The organism is Streptomyces sp. WM6386 (assembly GCF_000972385.1).
GTDB lineage: Bacteria > Actinomycetota > Actinomycetes > Streptomycetales > Streptomycetaceae > Streptomyces.
In genome coordinates this window covers 22,778-48,118 of record NZ_JXTE01000024.1, presented here as the reverse complement: position 1 = coordinate 48,118, position 25,341 = coordinate 22,778, and the positions used below count along the sequence as shown (strand labels likewise).

The 25,341-nt window shown below is 73.5% G+C and carries 18 protein-coding genes; 13 read left to right on the top strand and 5 right to left on the bottom strand.

The genetic code is table 11. From position 1 onward, the window contains the following. Positions 1-53: 53 nt before the first annotated feature. The 6 genes from TN53_RS17305 (at position 54) to TN53_RS17280 (ending at position 9,448) form a co-directional block, all read left to right on the top strand. Positions 54-1,277 (top strand): MFS transporter, encoded by a 1,224-nt coding sequence (locus TN53_RS17305; protein WP_046259406.1) that lies wholly within the window; start codon positions 54-56, stop codon positions 1,275-1,277. 54 nt (positions 1,278-1,331) lie between these two features. Next, the gene (locus TN53_RS17300; protein ID WP_046259405.1) at positions 1,332-2,900 is read left to right on the top strand and encodes an ABC transporter substrate-binding protein; all 1,569 of its coding nucleotides are present in this window, start codon (positions 1,332-1,334) and stop codon (positions 2,898-2,900) included. After that, positions 2,897-3,850, top strand: a complete 954-nt coding sequence (locus tag TN53_RS17295; protein WP_046259404.1) for an ABC transporter permease — start codon at positions 2,897-2,899, stop codon at positions 3,848-3,850. Before TN53_RS17300 ends, TN53_RS17295 begins: the two co-directional genes overlap by 4 nt. Next, positions 3,847-4,638, top strand: coding sequence for an ABC transporter permease (locus TN53_RS17290; protein WP_046259403.1), 792 nt, complete (start codon positions 3,847-3,849; stop codon positions 4,636-4,638). Before TN53_RS17295 ends, TN53_RS17290 begins: the two co-directional genes overlap by 4 nt. After that, entirely contained in the window at positions 4,635-6,164 is a 1,530-nt protein-coding gene (locus TN53_RS17285) for an ABC transporter ATP-binding protein (RefSeq protein WP_046259402.1), read from the top strand. Before TN53_RS17290 ends, TN53_RS17285 begins: the two co-directional genes overlap by 4 nt. 173 nt (positions 6,165-6,337) lie before the next feature. Next, on the top strand, positions 6,338-9,448 hold the full coding sequence (locus TN53_RS17280) for a SpoIIE family protein phosphatase (RefSeq protein WP_046259401.1): 3,111 nt from the start codon (positions 6,338-6,340) through the stop codon (positions 9,446-9,448). Here the strand turns inward: TN53_RS17280 and TN53_RS17275 are convergent. The 3 genes from TN53_RS17275 to TN53_RS17265 form a co-directional block, all read right to left on the bottom strand. Then, positions 9,420-11,891 (bottom strand): SpoIIE family protein phosphatase, encoded by a 2,472-nt coding sequence (locus TN53_RS17275; protein ID WP_420719105.1) that lies wholly within the window; start codon positions 11,889-11,891, stop codon positions 9,420-9,422. The genes TN53_RS17280 and TN53_RS17275 overlap by 29 nt on opposite strands. Before the next feature lie 215 nt (positions 11,892-12,106). Beyond that, positions 12,107-13,564 (bottom strand): sensor histidine kinase, encoded by a 1,458-nt coding sequence (locus tag TN53_RS17270; protein ID WP_046259400.1) that lies wholly within the window; start codon positions 13,562-13,564, stop codon positions 12,107-12,109. Next, entirely contained in the window at positions 13,561-14,250 is a 690-nt protein-coding gene (locus TN53_RS17265; protein WP_199924591.1) for a response regulator transcription factor, read from the bottom strand. The genes TN53_RS17270 and TN53_RS17265 overlap by 4 nt, the downstream gene beginning before the upstream one ends. A gap of 150 nt (positions 14,251-14,400) precedes the next feature. On the opposite strand from TN53_RS17265, the gene TN53_RS17260 reads away from it, so the two are divergent. The 7 genes from TN53_RS17260 (at position 14,401) to TN53_RS17230 (ending at position 20,520) form a co-directional block, all read left to right on the top strand. Then, complete coding sequence (locus tag TN53_RS17260; protein ID WP_046259399.1) at positions 14,401-15,741, top strand: ferric reductase-like transmembrane domain-containing protein; 1,341 nt, start codon at positions 14,401-14,403, stop codon at positions 15,739-15,741. 10 nt (positions 15,742-15,751) lie between these two features. Beyond that, a complete protein-coding gene (locus TN53_RS17255) occupies positions 15,752-16,159 on the top strand; it encodes an FMN-binding protein (protein ID WP_046259398.1) in 408 nt (135 codons plus the stop codon). A 2-nt stretch (positions 16,160-16,161) separates the two neighbouring features. Continuing rightward, complete coding sequence (locus TN53_RS17250) at positions 16,162-16,917, top strand: FAD:protein FMN transferase (protein WP_046259397.1); 756 nt, start codon at positions 16,162-16,164, stop codon at positions 16,915-16,917. Positions 16,918-17,047: 130 nt separating this feature from the next. Continuing rightward, positions 17,048-17,908, top strand: coding sequence for a hypothetical protein (locus tag TN53_RS17245; protein ID WP_046259396.1), 861 nt, complete (start codon positions 17,048-17,050; stop codon positions 17,906-17,908). Between the two features lie 41 nt (positions 17,909-17,949). Further along, complete coding sequence (locus tag TN53_RS17240) at positions 17,950-19,224, top strand: hypothetical protein (protein ID WP_046259395.1); 1,275 nt, start codon at positions 17,950-17,952, stop codon at positions 19,222-19,224. Then, on the top strand, positions 19,221-20,294 hold the full coding sequence (gene amrS / locus TN53_RS17235) for an AmmeMemoRadiSam system radical SAM enzyme (protein WP_199924590.1): 1,074 nt from the start codon (positions 19,221-19,223) through the stop codon (positions 20,292-20,294). Before TN53_RS17240 ends, amrS begins: the two co-directional genes overlap by 4 nt. 4 nt (positions 20,295-20,298) lie before the next feature. After that, positions 20,299-20,520, top strand: a complete 222-nt coding sequence (locus TN53_RS17230) for a radical SAM-modified peptide, FtsH ternary system-associated (protein ID WP_046259393.1) — start codon at positions 20,299-20,301, stop codon at positions 20,518-20,520. Positions 20,521-20,530: 10 nt separating this feature from the next. Here the strand turns inward: TN53_RS17230 and TN53_RS17225 are convergent, their stop codons facing one another. Further along, complete coding sequence (locus TN53_RS17225) at positions 20,531-23,695, bottom strand: hypothetical protein (protein ID WP_046259392.1); 3,165 nt, start codon at positions 23,693-23,695, stop codon at positions 20,531-20,533. Further along, on the bottom strand, positions 23,692-25,335 hold the full coding sequence (locus tag TN53_RS17220; RefSeq protein WP_159038137.1) for a hypothetical protein: 1,644 nt from the start codon (positions 25,333-25,335) through the stop codon (positions 23,692-23,694). Before TN53_RS17220 ends, TN53_RS17225 begins: the two co-directional genes overlap by 4 nt. Positions 25,336-25,341: the final 6 nt, after the last annotated feature.

Genomic DNA, 25,341 nt, shown 5'->3' with positions numbered 1-25,341 from the left:
TTATCGATAGCGTGTGCCGCGTCGAACCGGGGTGACCGAGGGGGCGGGACCGTTTGAAGACGTGGCATGAGGTGCGGAGTTTTCCGTTCGCCGTGCGGCTGTTGCTCGTCAACCAGCTGGGCGTCAACACCGGCTTCTACCTCCTCGTCCCCTACCTCGCCGTCCATCTCGGCGAGAACCTCGGTATGTCGGCCGCCGTCGTCGGGGTCGTCCTCGGGGTGCGCAACCTCAGCCAGCAGGGGCTGTTCCTCATCGGCGGGTCGGCCTCCGACCGGCTCGGGGCGCAGGGCGTCATCATCGCCGGGTGCGCGCTGCGGACGGTCGGGTTCGCGCTGTTCGCGCTCGGTGACGGGCTGGCGGTGCTGCTCGCGGCGTCCGTGCTCAGCGGGGTGGCGGGAGCGCTGTTCAACCCGGCCGTGCGGGCCTATCTCGCGCAGGAGGCGGGGGAGCGCAAGGCGGAGGCGTTCGCGCTCTTCAACGTCTTCGCCACCACGGGCGCGCTCATCGGCCCGCTGCTCGGCAGCGCGCTGCTGCTCGTCGACTTCCGTACGTCCGCGCTCACCGCCGCCGCCATCTTCGCCGTGCTCACCGTGGCGCAGGCCGCCGTCCTGCCCGCGCGGAAGGTCGAGCCGACGGGCGGCAGCGTCCTCGCGGACTGGCGTGAAGTCGTCGGCAACCGGGCCTTTCTGGCCTTCGCTCTCGCCATGGTCGGCATGTTCACCCTGGAGAACCAGCTCTATCTGCTGCTGCCCGCCGGGGCGCGTGCGGCGACCGGCTGGGACGGCGCGGCGGGCCTGGTCTTCCTCGTCGGGACACTGGCCAACCTCGCGCTCCAGCTACGGATCACCCGGGCCCTGAAGTCCCGGGGCGACAGGGGTCGTTGGATCGCCGCCGGGCTCGCCGTCACCGGCCTGGCATTCCTCCCGCCGGCCTTCCTGCCGGGTGTCGGGTCCGTCCTGGCCGGGGCGCTCCTGCTCTACCTCGGCCTCATGATCGCCGCGCCGTTCGTGATGGAACTGATCCCCCGCTTCGGCCGCCCCGAGCTGACCGGCACGTACTTCGGGATCTTCTACGCCGTCTCCGGCATCGCCGCCGCCCTCGGCAACACCGTCGTCGGCTGGGCCATGGACGCCGGGGAGCGCGGCGGCCACGTCTGGTTGCCGTGGGTGTGCTGCGCCCTGTTCGGGCTGGCCTCGGCGGGCGGGGTGGCATGGCTGCACCGACACGGAGCGCTGCCCGCCTCCACGGCGCCGGAGCGCGCGAAAACCACCGTCTGACCTTCGCCGCGCCTCCCCAACTCCACTCCTCGACACCACATCTGAAGGACAGTCATGTACGACGAACGTTTTCCCGGCCTGCGCCGACGCGGTTTCCTCGCCGCCACGACCGGAGCCGCCGCCCTCGCCCTCGTCGGCTGCGGAAGCGGTACGGACGACCAGGCGGACAGCGGCAGCCGAGGCACCCCCAAGCGCGGCGGACGACTGCGCGCCGCGTTCGCCGGCGGCGGCGCCAGCGAGACCCTCGACCCGCACCTGGCCAACCTGTTCGCCGATGTCGCCCGCGCCAAGGCCCTCTACGACAAGCTCGCCGACTACGGCGCCGACCTCTCCGCGCAGCCCCGCCTCGCCACCAGGTGGGAGGCGAACAAGACCCTCGACCGCTGGCAGGTCACCCTCCGCGAGGCCACCTTCCACGACGGCAGCCCGGTCACCGCCGAAGACGTCCTGTACAGCTACCACCGGATAGCCGACCCGAAGCAAACCTTCCGCGCCAAGGCATCTCTGGAACCCATCGACCTCGACGCAAGCCACGCCACGGGAGAGCGCGGCATCGAGTTCGTCCTGAAGCGGCCGACCGCCGAATTCCCCAACATCCTGGCCGCGTTCGGCGCGTACATCGTCCCGTCGGGCGCCAAGGACTTCGACAAGAAGCCGGTCGGCTCCGGGCCCTTCCGGTTCGTCTCCTTCGCGCCCGGCCGCTCCGCCGTCTTCCGCCGCCACGACGGCTACTGGGAAGGCGCCCCGCACCTCGACGAGCTCGAGTTCGTCGTCGCCAACGAGGAGTCCGCCCGCGTCAACGCCCTGCTCGGCGGCCAGGTCGAGTACGCCCACGAGCTCAACCCCACCACCGCCCGCGCCCACGAGGGCAAGGGCCGGATCGAGATCGTGCGGCTGCGGGGCAGCGCCATGCAGGCCTTCTGCATGAAGACCGACCGGGCGCCCTTCGACGACAAGCGGGTGCGCGAGGCGTTCTTCCTCATCGCCGACCGAAAGGAACTTGTCGACGGCGCACTGTCCGGGGCGGGCGTGGTCGGCAACGACCTGTTCGGCAAGGGCTACGAGTACTACGCCGCCGATCTGCCCCAGCGCGAGCAGGACCTCGACAGGGCCCGCGCCCTGCTGAAGAAGGCCGGTGCCGAGAAGCTCAAGGTCACCCTCGACACCTCGGCCGTCGCCGCCGGGTTCACCGAGGCCGCCGGCATCTTCCGCGACCAGGCCGCCAAGGCGGGCGTCACCGTCGACGTGAGGATGGGCAGCAAGGACTCCTACTGGAGCGACATCCTCGACTCCGGCACGCTGTCCTGCTACCGCTCCGGCGCGATGCCCATCGAGGCCCACATCTCGCAGCGGCTGCTCACCGACTCCACCACCAACGCCACCAAATGGCGGCACAAGGACTTCGACGCGCTGTACGAGCAGGCGCAGTCCCTCCGCGACAAGGCCGAACGGGCCGCCGTCTACGAGCGGATGCAGCGCCGGCTGTACACCGAGGGCGGCTTCCTCATCTGGGGGTTCGCCGACTGGATCATCGGAACGGGCCGCACGGTGAAGGGGGTTGAGACCAAGGCGCCCGCCAACACCCTCGACTGGGCGCGCTTCGACAAGGTGTGGCTCGCGTGACGGGACTCCGTTCCTTCGTCGCCCGGCGGCTCCTCCTCGGCGTGGCGCAGACCGTGGCCGTGGTGCTGCTGGTCTTCGCGCTCACCGAGGCGCTGCCGGGCGACGCGGCGGTGGCCCTCGCGGGCGACCAGCCCGACCCGGCGCGCATCGCCGCCATCCGCGAGGCCATGCACCTCGACCGGCCCGCCTACGAGCGCCTCGCCGACTGGGCGACGGGCCTGCTCCACGGCGACTTCGGCGTCTCCCTGGCCTCCGGCCGCCCGGTCACGCAGTACATCGGCGACGGCTTCGGCCCGACCCTGCTGCTGGCCGCGCTCACGCTCTCCCTCCTCGTCCCGGTCGGCTTCGGCCTCGGCGTCCTCGCCGCCCGCCACGAGGGACGGCTCGTCGACCGGCTGGTCAGCTCGGTGACCCTCGCGGTGTACGCCGTCCCCGAGTTCGCCCTCGGGGTGCTCCTGGTGACGGTCTTCGCTCTGAAACTGGCCTGGCTGCCGCCGACCGCGCTGGGATACGGCACGGACCTGCTCGCCCATCCGGCCGCGCTGGTCCTCCCGGTCCTGGTCCTCCTCTCCCGCCCGGTGTGCTCCCTGTCCCGCCTGGTGCGGGCCGGCATGGTCGACGCCCTCGCCTCGCCCTACGCCGCCCACGCCCGCCGCTACGGCATCTCCGGCGCTCGCGTCCGCTATCTTCACGCCCTGCCCAACGCGTTGGCCCCGGCGGTCCAGCAACTCGCCCGAACCGTCGACTGGTTGCTGTGCGGGGTGATCGTGGTCGAGGCGCTCTTCGTGATCCCGGGACTCGGGACGGTCCTGCTGAACGCCGTCGCCGAGCGCGATGTGCCGGTCGTGCAGGGGCTGGCGGTGGTGTTCGGGGTACTGACGGTCGTACTCAACCTGGGGGCCGATCTGGTGGCCCATCGGCTCACGCCCAGGTCGGCGGTGGCGGCGTGACGCGCGGTCGCTTCGCCCTGGGCCTGGCGATCCTCGCCGTCCCCCTCGTACTCGCCCTGCTCGGCCCCCTCCTCGTCGGCGACCCCGGACCCCGCGCCCTCTCCTTCACCCTCGGCGACGGCCACTGGCTCGGCACCGACTTCGTGGGACGGGACGTGTGGCAGCAGGTGCTGCACGGCGGACGTACGGTCGTCGTCACCGCCCTCGCCGCGACCGCGCTCGCCTATCTGGTCGCCGTACCCGTCGGACTCGTCAGCGCGCTCACCCACCTTCGCCGGCTGGAGGAGCTGCTCATGCGGCCGCTGGACGTGCTGCTCGCCGTACCGTCACTGCTGCTGATCCTGCTCGTGGCCTCGGTGTTCTCGCCCGGTGCCGTCGGCCTCGCGCTGCTCGTCGCGCTCGTCAACGTGCCCGACGCGGCGCGGATCGTACGGGCCGCGGCGGGGGAGGCGGCTGCGCGGCCCGCGGTCGAGGCGCTGCGGATGCAGGGGGAGACGTGGTGGCACATCGCCGTCGGGTACGTCGCTCGCTCCACTCTGCGCACCCTCGCCGCCGACGCCGGGATCCGGCTGACCGGCGTGCTCTACCTGGTGTCCACGGCCGCCTTCCTGGGCGTCGGCGTCGCGCCGGACGCCGCCGACTGGGCGGTCATGGTCGACCGCAACCGTACCGGCCTGTTCGTGCAGCCGTGGGCCGTGGTCGTGCCCGCGCTGCTGATCGTGGCCCTGACGACGGGCGTCAACCTGCTCTTCGACGCCGCGCTGGAGAAGAAGGGCAGGCGTTCGTGAGCGACATCGTCGCCGAGATCCGTGAGCTGCGCGTCGAGATCGACGGCCGCGCCATCGTCGACGGGGTGAACCTGCGGGTGCGGCCCGGGAAGGTCGCCGCGCTCGTCGGCGCCTCCGGCAGTGGCAAGACCACGACCGGGCTGGCGCTGCTCGGGGAGTACCCGGCCGGAGCACGCGTCTCGGGCGACGTACGGCTGACCGCGGACGGCCCGGTGGGATACGTGCCGCAGCATCCCGCGGCCGTCCTCAACCCCGCCCGCCGGGTCGGCACGCTGCTGTACGACATCGCCCGCGCCCAGGTCCGGCACCTGCCCCGGGCCGAACGCCGCGCGGCGGCCCGCGAGCGCGTCCTGCGGGCCCTGTCCGACGCCCAGCTCCCGGACGCGGAAGCCCTCTTGCGTCGGCATCCGCATCAGCTCTCCGGTGGTCAGCAGCAGCGTGTCGTCCTCGCCCAGGCCCTCCTCCTGGGCGCCCGGGTCGTCGTCGCCGACGAGCCCACCACCGGGCAGGACGCGCTCACCAAGAGCCGTGTCGTCGAGCAGCTCGCGGCGGTCGCCGCGCGCGGTATCGCGGTCGTGCTGCTCAGCCATGACCTCGACGTCGTGCGTGCCCTCGCCGACGAGGTCCTCGTCATGCGGGAGGGCCGGGTCGTGGAGTCGGGGCCCGCCGATCGGCTGTGGCGCGCTCCCCGGCACCCGTGGACGCGGCGGCTCCTCGACGAGCGGCGGGTCCCCGTCCGGGACGCGGTGGGTGGGCGGCCCGTCCTGGAGGTCCGGGACCTCACCGCCGTACACGGCACCACCACGGTGCTGCGCGCCCCGCGGCTCACGCTGCGCGCGGGCGAGTGCCTTGCCGTCGTGGGCCGTTCCGGCAGCGGCAAGACCACCCTCGCCCGCTGTCTGTCCGGCCTCCACCGCGACTTCGCCGGGGAGGTCCTGCTCGACGGTTCGGCCCTGCCGCGCAGTCTGCGCCGCCGCGACCGGGGGCAGTTGGCGGCCGTGCAGTACGTCTTCCAGGACGCCCGTGCCGCCTTCGACGAGCACCGGACCGTCCTGGACCAGGCCGCCCGCACCGCCGTCCGGCTGCGGGGCAGCGGCGAGCGGGAGGCGCGGGAGGAGGCCCTTCGGGCTCTCGCGGAGCTCGGGCTCCCGGAGGGGCTCGCGCGCCGGCGCCCCGGCGAGCTCTCCGGAGGCGAACTCCAGCGCGCGGCCCTGGCGCGCGCCCTTCTCGCCCGCCCCCGGGTGCTGATCTGCGACGAGATCACCTGCGGGCTCGACACGGTCAGCCGCCGTGGCCTCCTGGACCTCCTCACGGGCCTCGTCCGGGACGGCGCTGACGACCTCTCCCTCGTCCTCATCACCCATGACCTGGACACCGCGCGCCTCGCCGACCGCATCGCCGTCCTGGACGCGGGGGCGCTCGTCGAACAGGGTTCGGCCCGGCGTGTCCTGACCGAGCCGCGGCACCCCTTCACCGTCGATCTCATGGAGGCGACGACCCGATGGGGGGCCGAGTCCCGCTCCTGATCGAACGCGAAGGGGCGCGGTCGAACATGGGGATGAAAGGTGCCTCCGGGGCACTTCGGGACTTTGTTGTGATCGGTATCACAAAGGGTCTAGGGTGAATAACGACTGGGAGGACTCCGCCGGGGGGCGAGCCGAACGGCGGCGCGCCACCGGGCCCGTCTCCGGGTAGGGAAGTGATCCTGTTGTCCGTCGCCTGGGACGACATCGGCGGGCTCGTCGATGCCCACGAACGATTTCTGGCCGGTGCCCGAGTGGACGCGGACGTCCGGGGCTCCGTGCTCGACTCCTGGAAGCGGTGCAGGTCCGTAGGGCTGGAACCGGACCGCCTCCAGGTCCCCTACGCGCCGGACCTCACCCTGGACGGCCCGTTCCTGCACGCGGCCGAGCCGGTCCTGAAGAACCTCGCCGGCTCGCTCTCCGAGGCCGGCATGACCATCGCGCTCTGCGACGGACAGGGCCGCATGGTCCAGCGGCTCGGCGGCGGACGACAGCTGTGCGACCGCCTCGACGAGGTGAACTTCGCCCCCGGCTTCGACGCCTCCGAACGGGTCGTGGGCACCAACGGCGTCGGCACCGCGCTCGCCGAACGCAACCCCGTCTACGTCGTCGGCCGTGAGCACTTCGCCGACTGTCTCCAGCCCTTCGCCTGCGCCGGCGCGCCCGTCCGCGACCCGCTCAGCGGACGCATCGAGGCCGTCCTCGACCTGACCTGTCTGCGCGACGAGGGCGACCCCGCCATGCTGCGGCTGGTCCGTGAGGCCGCCCACGCCATCGAGGCGCGGATGCTGGAGGTGGCCACGGAACGCGAGCGGGCGCTCCTGGCCGCGTACCGGCGGGCCACCACCCGGGCGTCGACACAGTGGCGGCAGCCGGGGCGCCCGGACGGGGACGAACTCGGCCCCGTCGACCGGGCCGTGCTGCGCGAGAAGGCCGAGGAACTCCTCGCCTCCCCGCACCGCACCCTCGACGAGGTGACCCTCTCCGGCGGCCGCACCGCCACCCTGCTGCGCCGTCAGGTCCGGGGCGCGGCGGGCGAGACGGGCGTCGTCGTCGAGGCCCGCATCGTCGGCAGCCCGCACGTGCGCCAGGTCTGCCTCAGCGCACCGGCCGCCCCGGTCACCCCGACCCGGGCCCTCCCGCAGCCCACCGTCCCACCAGGGCCGGCGCCGGCCCCCTCCCCGGCACCGGCCCGGCCCGCGGTGAGATCCGCCGGGCTGCGGACGGTCGTACCGACACCTCCCGAAGTGGAGCGGGGCGCGCAGCAGGGGGAGACCGGGGCGCCCACCCGCAGCGGGACGGGCGCGGGTACGGAGAGCGGGGAGGCCGTCGGGGCCGAACCGGCTGCGGGGGTGGAGGCCAGGGCGTCCGCCGCGACGGACCCGGCTGTCGGCGTGGAGCCGGATACGGCCGTGGGCATCGCTGCCCGGAGGCCTGTCCGGCCCGGGACGTTCGCCGGGGTCGAGTTCGCCGAGGGTGCCGTGGGAGTCGCGAGTGTCGAGGCACTCCCGTCCGTCGGCACCGAGCGCGGCAGCGACGCCCCCGGTACGGACGCCCCGGGTATCGACGCCCGGCTCCTCCTTCTCGGTGAGCCCGGTGTCGGACGGCTGGCCCTGCTCGCGCGCCGGCGACTGGAGTTCCTGCACGACGCGGGCGTGCGCATCGGCACCACCCTCGACGTCACCCGCACCGCGGAGGAACTCGCGGAGGTGACCGTCCCCCGGTTCGCCGACTTCGTCGCCGTGGACCTGCCGGACGGGGTGCTGCTCGGCGAGGAGCCGGGGCCACTGGGCGCGGACACCCCGCTACGGCGGGTCGCCCTGGGCGCCGTACATGAGGAATCGCATCTGCACCCGGTCGGCGACCTCGTGCGCTACGCCCCGTCCGCACCGCAGGCCCGCGGTCTGGAGGCCCGGCAGTCGATGCTCGAACCCGTGCTCGCCGCCGCCGGGGGCTGGCTCGCCCACGACCCGGCCAGGGGCGAGCGGATCCTCGCGGCCGGCATCCACTCCCTGGTCACGGTGCCGCTGCGGGCCCGCGGCGAGACCCTCGGCCTGGTCAGCTTCTACCGCTCCGAGAAGGCCGCCCCCTTCGAGGACGACGACCTCTCCCTCGCCCAGGAACTGGCCGGCCGCGCGGCGATCTGCATCGACAACGCCCGCCGCTACACCCGTGAGCACAACACCGCGCTCGCCCTCCAGCGCAGCCTGCTGCCGCGGGGCCGGTCCGAGCAGAGCGCCGTCGAGGTCGCCTACCGCTATCTGCCGGCCCAGGCCGGCGTCGGCGGCGACTGGTTCGACGTCATCCCGCTCTCCGGCGCGCGGGTCGCGCTCGTGGTCGGGGACGTCGTGGGCCACGGACTGCACGCGGCCGCCACGATGGGCCGGCTGCGCACCGCCGTCCACAACTTCTGCTCCCTCGACCTGCCGCCCGACGACCTCCTCACCCACCTCGACGACCTCGTCGGCCGCCTCGACCGGGGTGAGGGCTGGGCGGCGGAGAGCAGCCCGGACTGCGGGATCGTCGGAGCGACCTGTCTGTACGCCGTGTACGACCCGGTGTCCCGGCGCTGCACCCTCACCCGCGCCGGGCACCCGCTGCCCGCGGTCGTCGACCCCGACGGCACGGTCACCTTCGTCGACCTGCCGTCCGCCCCGCCGCTCGGGCTCGGCGGGATGCCCTTCGAGACCGTCGAGCTGGAACTGGCCGAGGGCAGCCAACTCGTGCTCTACACCGACGGGTTGATCGAGGACCGGCACCGGGACATCGACGCCGGTCTGGAGCGGCTCGGCGCCGTCCTCGCCCAGGCCGGGCGACCGCCGGAGGAGACCTGCGAGGCGGTCCTGGACGCGCTGCTGCCGGCCCGGCCGAGCGACGACGTGGCCCTGCTGGTGGCCCGGACGCACTCCCTGGACTCCGACCGGGTCGCCCAGTGGGACGTGCCCAGCGACCCGGCGGCCGTCTCCCGCTTCCGCGCGGCGGTCACCGAACAGCTCGCGGCCTGGGGCCTGGAGGAGCTGTCGTTCACCGTCGAACTCGTCGCCAGCGAACTGGTCACCAACGCCATCCGGCACGCCCACGGCCCGGTCCAGCTCCGGCTGCTCCGCGACCGCGCCCTGATCTGCGAGGTCTCCGACGGCAGCAGCACGTCCCCGCGACTGCGCCGCGCGAAGAACGAGGACGAGGGCGGCCGCGGCCTGTTCCTCGTCGCCCAGCTCACCGAGCGGTGGGGAACGCGGTACACCCCCGAGGGGAAGATCATCTGGACGGAGCTGCCGTTGCCGTGACGGACCCGGTCACGGCCGGTCGGTCGAGCTCGAACCAGACGACCTTGCCGGTGCTCAGCCGGGACGCTCCCCAGCGCCGGGCCACCCTGTTCACCAGGTACAGGCCCCGCCCGCCCTCGTCCGTGGCCCGCGCCTGCCCGAGCACCGGGAGCCGGGGCTCGTCGTCGGTGACCTCGCAGCGCAGGACGTGGGTGCGCAGCAGCCGCACGGTGATGGGCCGGGACGCGTACCGCACGGCATTGGTGACGACCTCGCTGACCAGCAGTTCCGTGGAGTCGCTCAGCTCCTCGAGGCCCCAGCGGGACAGGGTGCGCCGGACCAGCCGGCGGGCCCGGCCGGGTGTCGCCTCCGACGGTTCCAGGAACCAGTACGCCACGTCGCTCGGCGCGATCCCCTCGAAGCGGGCGGCGAGCAGCGCGATGTCGTCGTCCCGGTCGCCCGGTCCGAGCATGTCGAGCACCTCGTCGCACAGCTCCTCCAGCGGCGGCGGACGATCGGGGCCGGTCAACCGCGCGGTCGCGGCGAGCTTCTCGCGCACCTGCTCGATACCGGTCCACACGTCCCGCAGGCGTGACTCGACGAGCCCGTCCGTGTAGAGGAGCAGGGTGGCGTCGGCCGGTGCGTCCAGTTCCACGGCTTCGAAGGCGACGCCGCCGACCCCGATGGGCGCGCCCGGAGGCACCCGCAGCACCTCGGTGCGGCCGCCCAGGTGCACCAGGATGGGCGGGGGGTGGCCGGCGTTGGCGATGGTGATGCGGTGCGCGACGGGGTCGTAGACGGCGTAGAGACAGGTCGCCATGCGGTCGGCGCCCAGCCGCTGGGCCTGCTCGTCGAGATGGTGCAGCACTTCCTGCGGCGGCATGTCGAGACCCGCCAGCGTCTGGGCCGTCGTGCGCAGCTGGCCCATGACCGCGGCGGAGGTCATGGAGTGGCCCATGACATCACCGACGACCAGCGCCACGCGGCTGCCCGGCAGGGGGATCGCGTCGTACCAGTCCCCGCCGACGCGCGCGGTCTCGGCGGCCGGGAGGTAGCGGGACGCCAGGCGTACGCCGGTCGGGCGGGGCAGGGTCTCGGGGAGCATCGCGCGCTGGAGTTCGTCGGCGATGTAGGCCTCACGGCCGTACAGGGCCGCCTTGTCGATGCCGAGGGCGCTGTGGGTGGCGAGTTGGGCGGCGAGCAGGAGGTCGTCCTGTTCGAAGGCGGGGCGTTCGGGGCTGCGCAGGAAGAGGGCGGCGCCGATGACGCGGCGGCGGCCGCGCAGGGGGGCGAGGATGGCGTGCTGGCCGTCGGGGGTGATCGACTCGCTGCCCTTGCCGAGGAGTTCGGGCAGGGCGGCCTGGGCGGCGGGAGAGCCCGTGAAGACGGGGCGTACGCCTCGCAGCACCTCGGCGAGCGCGCCACCGCCCGGCACGGTGCAGCGCTCGGCGACGAGCTCGTCCAGCGCGGGCGGCTTCGGCCTCGGGTCGTCCATGGACAGGAGACCGTCGTCCTGCGGGATCCGGTCGGTTCGGTGCAGTCGCAGGACGAGCGGTTCTACGGGACGTTCGTCGCCGACCGGCAGCGGTTCGCGGAGGTAGACCAGGATCGCGTCCGAGAACGTCGGCACGCTGGCCCGGCACAGCCCGATCACGATCTCGTCCAGGTCGATGCCGCGCGCGATCCGGCGGGTCGCCGCACCGGCGAAGCGAAGCCGGTCGCCCTCGCGGCGCATGGGCGTGGGGGCGGCTGTGGAGGCCGGGGACGGTGGGAGCGGCTTGTGCGTCCGGGCGGCGGGGGGCGGTGAGGCGGCCGTGGAGGGTGCGGAGGCCGTGGGTGGTGAGGCGGCCGTGGAGGGTGTGGAAGCTGTGGGTGGTGAGCCAGTCGTGGAGGGTGGGCAGGACGGGGAGGGTGCGGGGGCCGTCGGCGGTGGGTCGGCCGGTGCCTCGCTCACGCCGAGTGCGGCCTGTGCCGAGAGCCGGCCGGCCGTCAGGACGTCGTCGGTGTCGAAGGCCTCGCGGTCGGGGCGGCGGAGGAACACGGCCGCGCCGACCACGCCCCGCGCGTCGGACAGGGGGGCGAGGAGGACGCGATGCCCCTCTGGCAGACCTGGAGTCGGGCCCAGCAGTTCGCGAAGTGCCGGGTCGATCGCGGGGGAGAGCCGGCTCAACGTCTCACCCGCACGCAGGACTTCGGCCAGGGCACCGGACTGCGCCACCGACGCGAGAGCCGGCAGCGGAGCGCCACTCGCTTCCGCCAGGTCCTGTCCGCCTTCCGGGAACCGGCTTGCGGTCAGATGGAGTTGGCCGGGGACCGCTTCCGGCTCATGCGAGGGGCCGGGGCAGGGCGCGAGGTAGACGAGAACCGCGTCCGCGAAGTGCTCCACGCTCACCGCACAGAGTTCGTGGACGACCTCCGCACGGTCCTCGGCGCGGGCGATGCGACGAACAGCCGTGGCAAGCAAACGTTGGGGATCGGACCGCATCGCCTCTCCGCGCAGGTGACCACGGGGGTTGCCTCCCAGGGCACGGACTCCACAGTCCGGCGACAGCCATCCTGGGGGAGCCCGGAAGATCTGTCCAGCCGTTCATGGAGAGCCGGGCCTGCCAACTTGGCTTCCGCAAACGAGACTTACCCGTCCGGTGACATTTCACCGCCCGCGGGCCCGGCCCTGTCCGTTCAGCCGCCCGCCGCGCCGCCCCGCCCCAGCGTCAGCGACACCGTGAACACCGTCCGGCCCGGCTCGCCGCTCACCTCCACCGTGCCGCCGTGGGCCCGTACCAGGGCTCGGGCGACCGCCAGGCCCAGGCCACTGCCGCCGCGGTCGCGACTGCGGGCCTTGTCGACGCGGTAGAAGCGGTCGAAGACCTTCTCCTGGTCGGCGGGCGGAATGCCGGGGCCGGCGTCCGTCACACGGACCAGGGCCCGGCCGGAAACGGCCGTGACGGCCACCGACACCGGGGTGCCGGCCGGAGTGTGCACGGCCGCGTTGGTGAGGAGGTTGTCCAGGACCTGGCGGATGCGGTGCGGGTCCAGCCGCAGCACCAATGACCCGGGGCCCTCCGTCAGCGTCAACGGGCGGTCCGGGTGCGCGGCGCGGAAGGCGTCGGCCGCGTCGTGGACCAGTTCCACCAGGTCCGTGTCCTTGGGCCGCAGCGGGGTGTCCACCTCGGCGGCGTCGAGACGGGCGAGCATCAGCAGGTCGTCCAGCAGGACACCCATCCGGGCCGCCTCCGCGCGCAGCCTCGCCAGATGCCGCTCCCGCTCCTCGGGTGCGTTCGCGGCTGCGTACTGGAAGAGGTCCGCATAGCCCCGTACCGACATCAAAGGCGTACGGAGTTCGTGCGAGGCGTCCGCGACGAACCGGCGCAGCCGCTGCTCGGCCTCCGCGCGCACCGCGAGCGAGTCGTCGATGTGCTCCAGCATCGTGTTGAACGCGGTGCGCAGCTCCTCGACCTCCGGGCCGCCGCCCTTGCGGTCCGCGCGCAGCGGCAGCCGGGCCTCCGGGTCGGTGAGGTTGTGCGAGGAGATGCCGTGCGCGGTGTGCGCCATGTCGCTCAGCGGTTTCAGCCCCTTGCGCAGCACCTTCCGCCCGAACAGCACCAGCGCCAGCAGCGCGAGGCCGAACGTGACGACCTGGATCGTGATCAGCTGCCCCACGGTCTCGTCGATCTCGTCCATGGGCGCCGCGCTGACCAGGACCACACCGGGCTCGACCTCACACGCGCGCAGCCGGTAGTCGCCCGCGCCCCTGAGGTGCTCGGTGCTCAGCACCTCGGTGCCGTGGGCGGTCTGCGCCTGCGCCAGGGACGTGAAGTCGTCGACGTCCTCCGGCAGGTCGGTGGCGTCCTCGGGGGTACGCAGCTCGGCGGTGCCGTCCTTCACGTCGTACACGGCGTAGTACCAGCGGTAGTACTTCTTGCCGGCCAGCGAGCCGTTGTCCAGGATGCTCTTGGACTGGGCGACCTGGGCGATCTGGAGCTGCTCGTTGAGCTGGGCCGACAGATAGTCCCGCATGTACGTGGTCAGCGCGGTGCCCACGACGCCGAACACCAGCAGCGCCAGCACGCCCAGACCCAGTGCCAGCCGGGTGCCGAGCCGGAGCCTGCGATACGCCTGACGGAACCGCCGGATCACTCGGCCGCCTGCCGGATCACATAGCCGAAGCCCCGGACGGTGTGGATCAGCGGATCACCCGTGTCGTCCAGCTTGCGGCGCAGCCGGCTGACGACCAGCTCGACGACGTTGGAACGGCCGCCGAAGCCGTACTCCCACACATGGTCGAGGATCTGCGCCTTGGTGAGGACGGTCGGTGACTTGCGCATGAGATAGCGCAGCACCTCGTACTCGGTCGGGGTGAGCGTGAGCAGTTTGTCGCCGCGGCGCACCTCGCGGGTGTCCTCGTCCATCGTCAGATCGGCCACCTGGAGCACCGACCGCTGGAAGCCGGGCCCCGCGGAGCGCCGCAGCACGGTCCGCAGCCGGGCCATCAGCTCCTCCACCGCGAACGGCTTCACCAGATAGTCGTCGCCGCCCCGGGTCAGCCCCGCCACCCGGTCGGCGACCGCGTCCCGGGCGGTGAGGAACACCACGGGCACCATCGTGCCCGTGCTGCGCAGCCGCTCCAGGACGCCGAAGCCGTCGATGTCGGGCAGCATGAGATCGAGGACCACGATGTCCGGACGGAACGACGCGGCACGGCTCAGCGCCTCCTCCCCGGAGTTCGCCGTCACCGCGTCCCAGCCCTCGTAACGGGCGACGGTCGCCACGAGGTCGGCGATGGGCGGGTCGTCGTCCACGACGAGGAGGCGTACTTTTTCCACCCGTTCATAGTGCGTCACGCGGGCCCCGACTCCAGAGCCGATACTTCCTCACAGTCAGATCGATAACCACTTGAAAGTTGTACGACAGTAAATCGACAGGTCGCTCAAGCGAAGCTCGATTACCCAGGCCCCGATCGAGGAGCTCCGTCCGTGACGACGACCGTCAAACCGCCCACCGCGCCCCCCACGGCGATACGGCCCAAAGTGGTGGCCCGCACGGGCCTGTACGCCGTGATCGCCGCGAACGTGGCCGTGGTCGCCCTCTTCTTCGCCCAGGCCGGGTTCGCCTCCAACGCACTGATCGTGATCGGCCGGCTCGCCGGTCTCTACGGCGCCCTGTTCATGGCCTTCCAGCTGCTCCTGGTGGCCCGGCTGCCGTGGCTCGACCGCCGTATCGGCATGGACCGGCTGACCTCCTGGCACCGCTGGACCGGCTTCGGCATCCTGTGGACGCTGCTCGCGCACCTCGTCTTCATCGCCTTCGGCTACGCCGAGGGCACCGAGGTGGGCCCGATCGGCACGGTCGTCGACCTCGCCGAGACCACCGAGGGCGTGCTCCGCGCGCTCACCGCCTTCGCGATCATCCTCGTCATCGGCTGCGTCTCGGCCCGCTACGCCCGCCGCCGGCTGGCCTACGAGACCTGGCACTTCATCCACCTGTACACCTACGTCGCGGTGCTGCTGGCCTTCACCCACCAGGTCGCGGTCGGTACGACGTTCACCTCGTCGAACGCCGCGAAGACGTACTGGTACGGACTGTGGACCGTCGCCCTCGGCTCGGTGGTCCTGGGCCGGATGGTGCTGCCGCTGTGGCGCAACCTGCGCCACCAGTTCCGTATCCAGGCCGTCGTCCCCGAGTCCGACAACGTCGTCTCGATCTACGTCACCGGCCGTGACCTGGACAAGCTGCCCGCCCGGGCCGGCCAGTTCTTCCTGTGGCGCTTTCTGACCAAGGACCGCTGGTGGCAGGCGAACCCCTTCTCCCTGTCGGCGGCCCCCGACGGCCGCACCCTGCGCCTGACCGCGAAGGTCGCCGGTGACGGCACCGCCGCCCTGCGCCACCTGAAGGCCGGCACGCGCGTCTTCGCCGAGGGCCCCTACGGCGCCTTCACCGCGCTGCACCGCACCCGCCCCGAGGCCGTCCTCATCGCCGGCGGCGTCGGCGTCACCCCGATCCGGGCGCTCCTGGAGGAGCTGCACGGCCACGCGGTCGTCATCTACCGCGTGGCCACCGACCGGGACGCCGTCCTCTACGACGAGCTGCGCGAGCTCGCCCACGCCAAGGGCGCCGAGCTGCACCTGGTGACCGGCCCGCCGGTGCCCGACAAGCTGGCCCCGGCCGAGCTGCTCCGGCTGGTCCCCGACATCACCGACCGGGACGTCTTCCTGTGCGGACCGCCCCCGATGATGAACGCCGTGCTCGGCAGCCTGCGCGCGCTGAACGTGCCCAAGGCGCAGACCCACTTCGAGCGCTTCAGCCTGGCGGGATGAGGAAGAGATCGTGAAGCGAGCCATACCTGTAGTCGTCCTCAGCATCGCGGGCCTGGTCCCCATCTGGCGCTACGAGCCGTCCATCGGCGGCAGCACCTCCACGCCGGAGGCCGCGTCCACACCGTCGGCGTCCTCCTCCTCGGGGTCCTCGTCCGCCTCGGGCACCGTCGTCAAGGGTTCGACGCTGAACACCGAGAAAGGCCCGGTCCAGGTCCAGGTGACCTTCCAGGGCGGGAAGATCACCGCGGTGAGGATGCTCCAGCAGCCGAACCATCCGCAGACGACGGCGGCGGTGCCGAAGCTGATCGCGCAGACGCTGGAGGCGCAGAGCGCGGACATCGACACGGTGTCCGGTGCCACGATCACCAGCGACGCCTACAAGGAGTCCCTCCAGGCCGCCATCGACGCGAAGGGCTGACCATGCACAGGGTCGAACACGTCATGGGGTTCCCGGTCTCGCTGCGGGTCGACGACGCGCACGTGGGCGAGGAGAGTGCGGACGCCGTCTTCGCGTGGCTGCGCGAGGTCGACGCCCGGTTCAGCCCGTTCAAGCCCGACAGCGAGGTGTCGCGGCTGGGCCGGGGCGAGCTCGCCGAGGGGGCGGTGAGCGCGGATCTGCGGACTGTGCTCGACCTGTGCGAGCACTACCGGGTCGCGACGGCCGGCGCGTTCGACATACGGCTGCCGGGCCGGGGCCTCGACCCCTGCGCGGTGGTCAAGGGCTGGTCCGTACAGCGCGCCGCCGAGCTGCTGCCGGCGGCCGGCGCCACGCGCTTCGTCCTCAACGCCGGCGGTGACGTGGTCGCCGCCGGCGGGCCCTGGCGGGTGGGCGTACGCCACCCCGAACGCGCCGACAAGCTGTGCACCGTCCTGGACCTGACGGACGGCGCCGTCGCGACGTCCGCCCGCTACGAACGCGGCGACCACATCATCGACGGCCGCACCGGACGTCCGGCCACGGGGCTGCTCAGCCTGACGGTGGTGGCCGAGACCCTGACCGAGGCCGACTCGGTCGCCACGGCGGCCTTCGCCATGGGCGCCGAGGGCGTCGACTGGGCGGCGGATCTGCCGGGTTGCGAGGTCTTCGCGGTGGACGCGGAGCGCCGGGTGCTGCGGACGCCGGGGTTCCCCACGGCGTCGGCGTCGGCATCGGCGTCCGCGCCGTCGGCGGCGTGACCGGATCCGAGGGGCGCTCGCCGGTGTCTCAACGCCCGGGTGAAACAGCGGAGTTCGGGCGCCGGTGACAGCCGGGCGCTGCTAGCCTGCGCCCAGGTCGTCGCACCAGGTGGGGAAGGAGCTGAGCGCGGTGGTCCAGCCTTTCGCCGTGTACCGGGACGCCATGAAGGCGGCGTGGGGTGAGGACTGGTGGCTGGCGTGGCCCCTGCTCCAGCGCGTCGCCGTCGGAGACGTACTGCAGAACTCCCGGGGCAGCGTGCGCCCCGCGGGGACGCTCGCCGAGCGGCGGATCGATCACGAGGTGACCTCTCCCCAGGCGCGCGGTGAGTTCCTCTACGACGCCGGGGGCGGGATCGACCTCCGGTTCAAGGCGGCCGGCACCACCGATCCCCTGTTCGCCGCACTCGCGGAGGCGGACACCGGGGTCCTGCTGCGGTTCGGCCGGCAGACCGGAGCCCTCGTCGCCTACCGGGGTCTGACGGAGACCGCCGTACCGGACACCCGGCAGCTCGCCGTGCACCTCATCGGCCGCTACTGGCAGGGGAGATGGGACCAGGACCTGCTCGCGGTGACCCAGACCGTGCGTGCCGATGCCGCCGCCGTCCTGGTCACGGCCGGGGCGGACGCGGCCGTCGAGCTCAGACTGGCCACCTCCGTGGGTGCCGGGCCGGTGCAGCTGCTCGACCTGGCCGGCGGCGCCGAGGTGGCGGGCAGCCGGCACCTGGGATTCCAGTGGATCGGGGACGCCGTCACCCCGCTGTACCGGGTCGTGCGGCTGCGGCGTAAGTGGCTCGGCGCAGTGCGCGAGGAGTTCGGGCCCGTCCAGCCCGGCCGCGGGCTGGACGGTGAGCCCGTGCCCGAAGTGCTGCTGGAGGAGGCGCTCGACGATCCGTCGGCGGTACTGGAGTTCCCGAGCCGGCCCGAGGGTGATCCGTCGGCGTCCGAGGGCGACGCATCGGCACAGGGCGACCCGGCCGGGGAGATGCTCTGACCGCTGCGCTCCCCGACCGCCGGGCGGCCGTCCGACGGCACATGGTCGACGGGCTGGCCGAGGAGCTGCGGCAGTGGGAGGCGGTCAGCCGCGGCGGTGGCCCGCTGGAGAAGCACCGCACCCAGATCGACGCCGTCCTCGCCCTGCTCGACGCGGGAGTCGCCGACGCCCGGGAGCGGCTGGCCGACGGCTCGGGAGACGAGGTACCGGCCCGGATCCTGGACCTCCACCACGTCTGGGACTTCTTCCGCAGCCGGTTCCTGCTGCGCCGCGTCCGGGGCTACCGGCGCACCCTGGACGTCGCCGACGAACTGGCCTGGGAGTGTTACCGACCCGTCCTCGACCTGCCCGGCAGTCGCCCCAAGGAGCCACCGCTGGTCGGCTTCAGCAGGACGGCCTCGCCACGCGCCCACCGCCGCGGCAGCGCCTACCACGACCTGCTGCCCCGCGGCGGCATCCACACCCGCGAGGGCCGCGCCGCCGCCGCCCGGCTGCCGTTCCCCGTCATCGACGTCCCCTGGCACTACGACGTACAACTGCCCGCGCTGCTGACCGTGGCCCACGAGACGGGACACCACATCGAGGACGACTGCGCACTCGGCGACGAACTCCGTCTGCGGGTCCGCACGGCGGGCCTGCCCCCGGACCGGGTCCCCCACTGGGAACGCTGGACGGGCGAGGTGTTCGCCGACACCTGCGCGGCCGTCGTCTGCGGTACGGCGTACGCGGATGTCCTGGCGGAACTGCTGGACGCCGAGGGCGGGTCCACCGGGGCCGAGGCCTTCTCCGACGGACCACATCCGCCGCCCGCGACCCGAGTACGGTTGGCCCGCGCCGCCGCCGCGGCGGCCGGGCATCCCCGGTGCGCCGATGGACCGGGTGAACCGAACCAAGCGGATGCCCCCGACGCCCCCGAGATCGCCGCCCTCGTCTCCGCCCTCCTCGACACCGGCTACGACCGGCTCGGCGGCCGCCGTCTCACCGACCTGTTGGTCCCGCCCGACGCCGCGGACGTGTACGCCGGGGCCGAACGGCTGCTGCGCCGCAGGCCGTCCGAGTGCGGTCGTGCGGCCACCGTGCTCGCCGCGGCCGCCCTCGCCTTCCAGAGCGACCCGGCCGGATACGAGCAACGGGGAGTGGCACAGCGGGCCGAGGCGGAGGTCCTGCGGCTGCGGACCGCCGGCTCCCGCACCGCCACGTGGCGCGGGGAAGCGAACACCGAGGAGAACCAGTTGCGTGCCCATGCCGAGGCGGGTCCGCTGCTGTTGCGGGCGCTCGATGCCGTTCGGGAGCCAAGTAGGGACATCCGCCCATGAGTTCACCGAACCGGAGCTACCCTGACGAGGACGCATCGACCGGACGGGGGACCGCGATGGGGTTGCAGTGGACGCCGGCGGTCCTGCACCGGCAGCGGCACGGACGTGTGCAGTGCGTGCTGTGTCCCTTCCGCTGCTCGCTGAAGGACGGGGAGACCGGTCTGTGCGGGGTCCGCCGCCGGGCGGGCGACCGGATGGAGACCGCGACCTTCGCCTCGTCCGTACGGCACTGGGACACCGTCGAGCGCAAGCCGCTCTACCACTTCCGCCCGGGCACCCCCTGCCTCACCCTCGCGGCCCCCGGCTGCACCTTCGCCTGCGACTACTGCATCAACCACCGCATGTCCCAGTACGGCCGGGAGGACTCCGTCGGCTGGGACGCCGAGCCCGTCGACGCCGACGAGGTGGTCCGGGAGGCCGCCGCCCGCTCCGGGTGCGTGGCGATCTCGTACACCGAACCCTCTCTGGCGCTCGAACTCACCGTCGCACTCGCGGAGTCGGGCCGTGCGCACGGCGTGGACGTCGTCTGGAAGAGCAACGGCTTCCTCACCCCCGAGGCCGTCGAACTGGCCGCCCCGCATGTCGCCGCCGTCAACGTCGACCTCAAGACGCTGGACGAACACGACCACCGGGAGCTCACCGGGGCCCGCCCCGGCCCCGTCCTCGACGCGCTCACCGGGCTGCGTGAACGCGGTGTCTGGGTCGAGGTGTCGACGCCCCTGATCCCCGGACTCACGGCCGGGGAGAAGACGTTGCGTCCGATCGCCCGCGCCCTGGCCGCGCTGGATCCCGCCATCCCCTGGCACCTGGTGCGGGCCACCCCGGCCCACCGCCGCACCGGCCATGCCCCCACCTCGGTGGCCGCCCTGGAGGCCGGGGTGCGGACCGGGCACGAGGAAGGACTGCGGCACGTGTACGTGGAACGCGCCCTGGGCGCCGCCGGCCGCAACACCGCATGCCCCACCTGCCGTACCACCGTCGTCGAACGGGACGTCTGGGCCCTCGGCAACACCCTGCTCGACCACGGAAGGTGCCCGCACTGCGGCACCGAGCTGGAAGGAAGATGGTGACCCCATGGCCGACGACTCCCCCGAGTACCGCATGGTCGAGGACATCCCCGACCTCATCCAGCCCGAGGAGTACGAGGACCATCCCGAGGGCCGCCTGGTGCGCATCAGCATCAGGACCGACGGTGAGGGCGTCCAGGTGATCGGCGACGCCTTCCGCCCCGACCTGCTGGAGGGACTGCTGGAGGCGCTGGGCCCCGACGCGATCGAGCAGATGCTCTGCGGGTGAACCGCGGTGCCTACTCCTCCAGCAGCAATGCCGTGAGCGACTCCCGTAGTTCCTCGGGCGAGGGGTCGGGCGGCAGCACATGGCGGTGCCGGGCCGGCTCCCGCCACGGGATGCGCGGATAGTGCACCCGAAGCTCGCGCAGCTCGGGCAGTGGGACCGGCTGGAGATACGGGTGCGAGAGCAGGATCACCCGCGGTGGCCCCGACATGTCGGCGGTCAGCCGGCCGGCCACCACCTCCGCCTCCCGGAACGCGGTCCGGACGTCCCCGGCCTCCAGTGAACCGGCGGCCCACACCTGCACCAGGTCCTCCGGGCCCACCAGCAGCCGGGAGCGCCACGGCTCGCTCAACGGCACCAGTGCGCAAGGGCGTTGCAGACGCAGCGAGGCGGTGGTCAGCAGATGCGCGGCGAGCCGCAGCACGGACCCCACCTTGCCGTGCGTGGCGGGTGTGTCGTCCAGCAGCAGGACGACACCGTGCGGATCGCGCGGCAGCCGGCCGCTGCTGGTGCGGTACAGCAGCTCGTCGCGGGCGTGCCGGGCCCGCAACAGCTCGGTCGGCAGGGCGAGTTGGGTGGGCAGTAGTCGGGTGGCCGGGCCGTGCCTGGCCAGGCCCGTACGGCCGGTGCCGCCCAGGCCGCCGGTGGCGAGGCCGGCGTCGCCGTCCAGCAGCCGCAGACCCAGCAGCGCCCGCTGGGCCGGCCCCGGAGGAGTGAGCGACAGCCGCAGCCGGCGCATTCGGGCGGGCAGCGTGGGGTCGGCGGCGACCGCCTCGGGGCCGAGGATGCGCAACAGCGTGAGCAGCCGTTCGTCGACCGTCCCCAGGGCCGCCGTGAGTTCGGTGAGCGGGGGCGCGGACCGGAGGTGCGGTACCGAGGACCCTGCCAGGACCCGGCCCAGCGCCTGGGCCAGATCGTCGGAGGTGACCTCCGGGGGTGCCAGATACGCCGGGTCGGGGGTGAGATCCGCGACCAGCAGCAGGACCAGCCCGGCCAACGCCGGTGCGGGCCAGCTCAGTTCGCGCAGCGCGTGCAGACCGCGGTGGTCGGTCAGCGTGCGCAGCCGGGGCGGAGTGGAGCCGCGCAACAGGGCCAGGAGATCGGCCAGCAGATCCAGCGGCGTTCCGAACGCGTCGCCCGCGGCGGCCGCGCCGATCCGGATCAGCTCCTCCTGGCCGCTCGGCAGCGCCGCCGACTCCGTGTGCGAGCGCCCGGTGAACAGGTCCCAGAGCACGGCGGCCCCGGAGTTGTAGGTGGCCGCCAGCTGGTCACCGACCGGGGACCAGCGCAGGGTCCACAGATGGCCGCCCACCCCGTCCGGCGGCAGTATCACCCGGACCCGGCGCGGCTCCTCGGCGTCCCACACCTCGGCCACCGAGTCCTGGTCCGCGGACGGGAAGGCCAGCAGCCGGGAGTCCGCGCACCAGGACAGCGCCGGCGCCCAGTCCCGGCCGCCGGCCTGTCCGAAGGCCCGCAGCCGGATCCAGCTGCCGGTGTCCCACACCACCACCGGACCGCCCTCGCTGCCGGCCGTCGCGGCGAGCCGGTGTCCGTCGGGGGACCAGGCCACCCGGCAGACCATGGTGTTCGGGTCCGGCCAGTCCAGCACCCTGGTCCGCTGCAGCCGCCCGGTCGGGCCCGGTTCCCACACGATCACCCGGCCGCGGGTACCGGCCGCGATCAGCGTCCCGTCCGGCGACCAGGCGGGGCGGCGTACTCCCGCCTCGGCGGGCAGCCGCTGCAGGCCGCCGACCTCCTGATCCAGGTCGTGGACGAGCAGCCGCGCCGGATCGGCCCCGGGCTCGGGGGCGGCCCAGCGCAGTGGGCGCACCGGATCGGCGGCCACCGCCTGACCCGCGGGCCGTTCGGCCAGCACCTCGCCGGTGCGCGGGTCCACCAGCCGGTTGACGCCGCTCTCGTGGTGCGACGCCAGCACAAGGACCGGCCGGCGCCCTGCCAGACACGCCGCGTCGTACCAGCCGTGCGCGAAGCTCGGCACCGCCTGCTCACGGACGTGTTCCGGCACGTCGGCGGCGTGTTCGAGGAGCCGGCCGGGTCCCGACTCGCACCAGTGGCGGGCCCCGTCGAGGGACCACGCGAAGGCGGGCGCCACACAGCCCGTGCCCGCCTCGGGGAGCCGCGTCGGGCGCAGCACCGCCTGTGCACGGTCTGCCGAACGGGTGTGCACCTTGCCGACGGTGACACCCATCGCGTTGGCCCAGCGGCGCAGCGCGGCGGGGTCCCGGTGCCGGTGCGGGCGGGGCACCGCACCCGGTGGCTCCCACACGGCGACCGTGTGCGGGTCCAGCCGGGCCGCGAAGAGGCCACTCGCGGACAGGCTGAGCTCGCCGGGACCGGTGACCTGCCCCGGCAGCTGGCCCAGTGGGTCCAGCTGGGCGCCCAGGATCCGCAGCCCGTCCAGGGCGGAACCGGCGATCAGCAGGGAGCCGTCGTGGCTGAACGACAGCGCGTTCATCCGGTGCGGGAAGAACTCCCGCCCCAGCTCCCGGCCGGAGCCGGGATCCAGCAGTCTGATGCCCGCGTAGTCCTCCACGGCGACGGCACGCCCCTCCGGTGAACGGGCCACCCGGCGCAGCCCGTCGAAGGGACCGCCGAGCGTTCCGGTCATGGTGCGCCCCTGGGGCTCCCACAGCTGTGCGGAGGTCGAGGTGGCCACGCACAGGGTGTCCGGCGAGCCCGGGATCCAGCACACCTCCGCCACCGGGTCCAGGCCGCGCAGCCGCGTCACGGAGTCACCGGCGCGGTCCACCAGCAGCACGTCCCCGGAGTGCAGTCCGGCGGCCAGCAGCCGGGCGTCGGGGGACAGGCCCACGGCGGTGACCTCGCCCTCGGCGTGCAGCTGGGCGGGGAGTTCCAGCAGCTGCCCGGTGTCCGCGTCGAGCAGCACCAGCCGGCCCGCGCCGAGCAGCACCAGCCGGTCGCCGTCCGGGCTCCACACCGCGGCGTCGGTTCCCTCGGGCACCATGTCCACCGCTGCCGGGCCCGGCCAGGGCAGCCGCCACACCGGGCGCCCCTCGTCGTCGTAGCGCACCACCTCGCCGCCGTGGACGATCACCAGACCGGTGCCGTCGGGCGACAGACACAGACAGTGCGTGTCCTCGGCGGGCACGGTGAGGATGCGCTGGGCGTGCCGGACCCCCGGCGCCGACGCGGTCACTGCGCCTCGTCGAGCTGGGCGGCGGCACGCTCGTACAGTTGCGCGGCACGCTGGAAGTGCCCTGCCTGTTCGAGGAGTTCGGCGGCCTCGCGGTACTCGCCGCGCAGCGAGTGCTCCATGGCCGCCTGGTTCAGCCGCCGGCGCTCCGTCTCCGGGGTGCGTACGGCCGCGGGTGCCGTCGGCTCCGGTGCCGGCGCCAACCGGGCCAGCCGCCCCAGCAGCTCACGGGCCGACTGCGAGACGCCGGTCGCGAAGACGGGCGCCCGCGGCACCCACAGATGCCAGGCCGGCCGTACGTCGTCGAAGCGCAGCTCCCAGGCGCCGTCCCGGCACAACACCTTGATGACGTCGCTGCCCAGGCCGAGGACCTCCTCGCGGGCCGGGTCCGGCAGCGGCGGACTGAGCACACAGCCGCTCTCCAGGTACAGGGCGCCAGGACCGGCCTGGTAGACGCAGATCCCGAAGGGCAGGGACTCAAGGAGGCCCGGCGGCTCGGTCACCAGATGGCGCCCCGGACCGAAGGCCACCACGGCGGTCTCGTGCAGCGGGCGGGAGCGCAGGAACCGGCGCAGGCCCTCCAGTTCGGCGTCCGAGATCAGCACGGCGTCGACCCGGCTCGGCGCCCTGGGGCTCGGGACCAGCCGGACCGGCAGCGGGGGGCCCAGGGCGGGCACGGGCACCGGAGTGCGCTGCGGCTCGGCCGTGCTCAGGGCCGGACCGGCGTCCAGCAGCGCCCCCGCGGCCGGCTTGCCCAGCGGCTGCCACCGCCAGGGCGGACCGGCCGTCGTGCACTCCACCACCACATGGAGACCGTCCGCCTGCTCGTCGAGCAACAGGGTGTCCTCCAGCGGCAGTTGGAGCCGCAGATCGATCAGGACCCGGCAGTCCGGGTCGGCCGGCCGGCAGGCGACCGTTCCCGGCAGCCGCCCGCAGGCCTCCACCAGACCGGCGGGCACGGCACCGTCCGTGGCACGCAGCCGCAGCAGCAGCCAGCCCGCGTCGGTCCGGCCGCCCGGGCCGACGCGCTCCACCGGCGTGAACGTGGTGTGCACCCCGGTGGCCAGCGCGCGCCGCAGCAGCCAGCGGGCCAGCGCCCCCGGGGCCAGTACGGCGATCTCCCGCAGGCCGCGCGGCGGGGCGCCGACCGGGCTGTGCCCGGCCAGTTCGGCGAGCGGGACGTCGTCCCAGCCGATGACCGCGGTGATCCGGCCCGCGGCCCGCGCCCCGGGCGCCGACCGGTCCTCGGGCCACAACACGCCGTCGGTGTCGGCCTGGTAGACCGTGCCGCCGTAGCCCGCCACCAGGGGTATGCCCGGCCGCTGCCCCGGGCCCAGCAGCGCCCATACGGAGTTGTCGTGCGGTGATCTGCGCAGCCCCGGCGGCCCGAGGGCGGCGGTCGCCGCGACATGACCCAGGGCGGCCCTGGGGGACGGGAACCGGGCTGCGGCCGACCAGGGTGGCGGCTCCGGTTCGTACTCCGCGGGCGGTGGCTCGGACGGCGGCGGGCCGGCCTGGCTCGGCACCGGCACCGCCGCGAAGCGCGAGGGCTTCGGAGGCTCGCCGGGGGCGGGAGGGTAGCCGGGCCAGGCGGGACGCGCGGCAGGGAAGATCCTTCTCTTGTTCCGCTTTGGAGTGTTCATCCGTCC

What these genes read in the sequence shown, in the direction of transcription:
- TN53_RS17300 (WP_046259405.1), top strand. Translation starts at nt 1,332, where the DNA reads ATGTACGACGAACGTTTTCCCGGCCTGCGCCGACGCGGTTTCCTCGCC.
- TN53_RS17250 (WP_046259397.1), top strand. Translation starts at nt 16,162, where the DNA reads ATGCACAGGGTCGAACACGTCATGGGGTTCCCGGTCTCGCTGCGGGTC.
- TN53_RS17240 (WP_046259395.1), top strand. Translation starts at nt 17,950, where the DNA reads ATGGTCGACGGGCTGGCCGAGGAGCTGCGGCAGTGGGAGGCGGTCAGC.
- amrS (WP_199924590.1), top strand. Translation starts at nt 19,221, where the DNA reads ATGAGTTCACCGAACCGGAGCTACCCTGACGAGGACGCATCGACCGGA.
- TN53_RS17230 (WP_046259393.1), top strand. Translation starts at nt 20,299, where the DNA reads ATGGCCGACGACTCCCCCGAGTACCGCATGGTCGAGGACATCCCCGAC.
- TN53_RS17220 (WP_159038137.1), bottom strand. Translation starts at nt 25,335, where the DNA reads ATGAACACTCCAAAGCGGAACAAGAGAAGGATCTTCCCTGCCGCGCGT.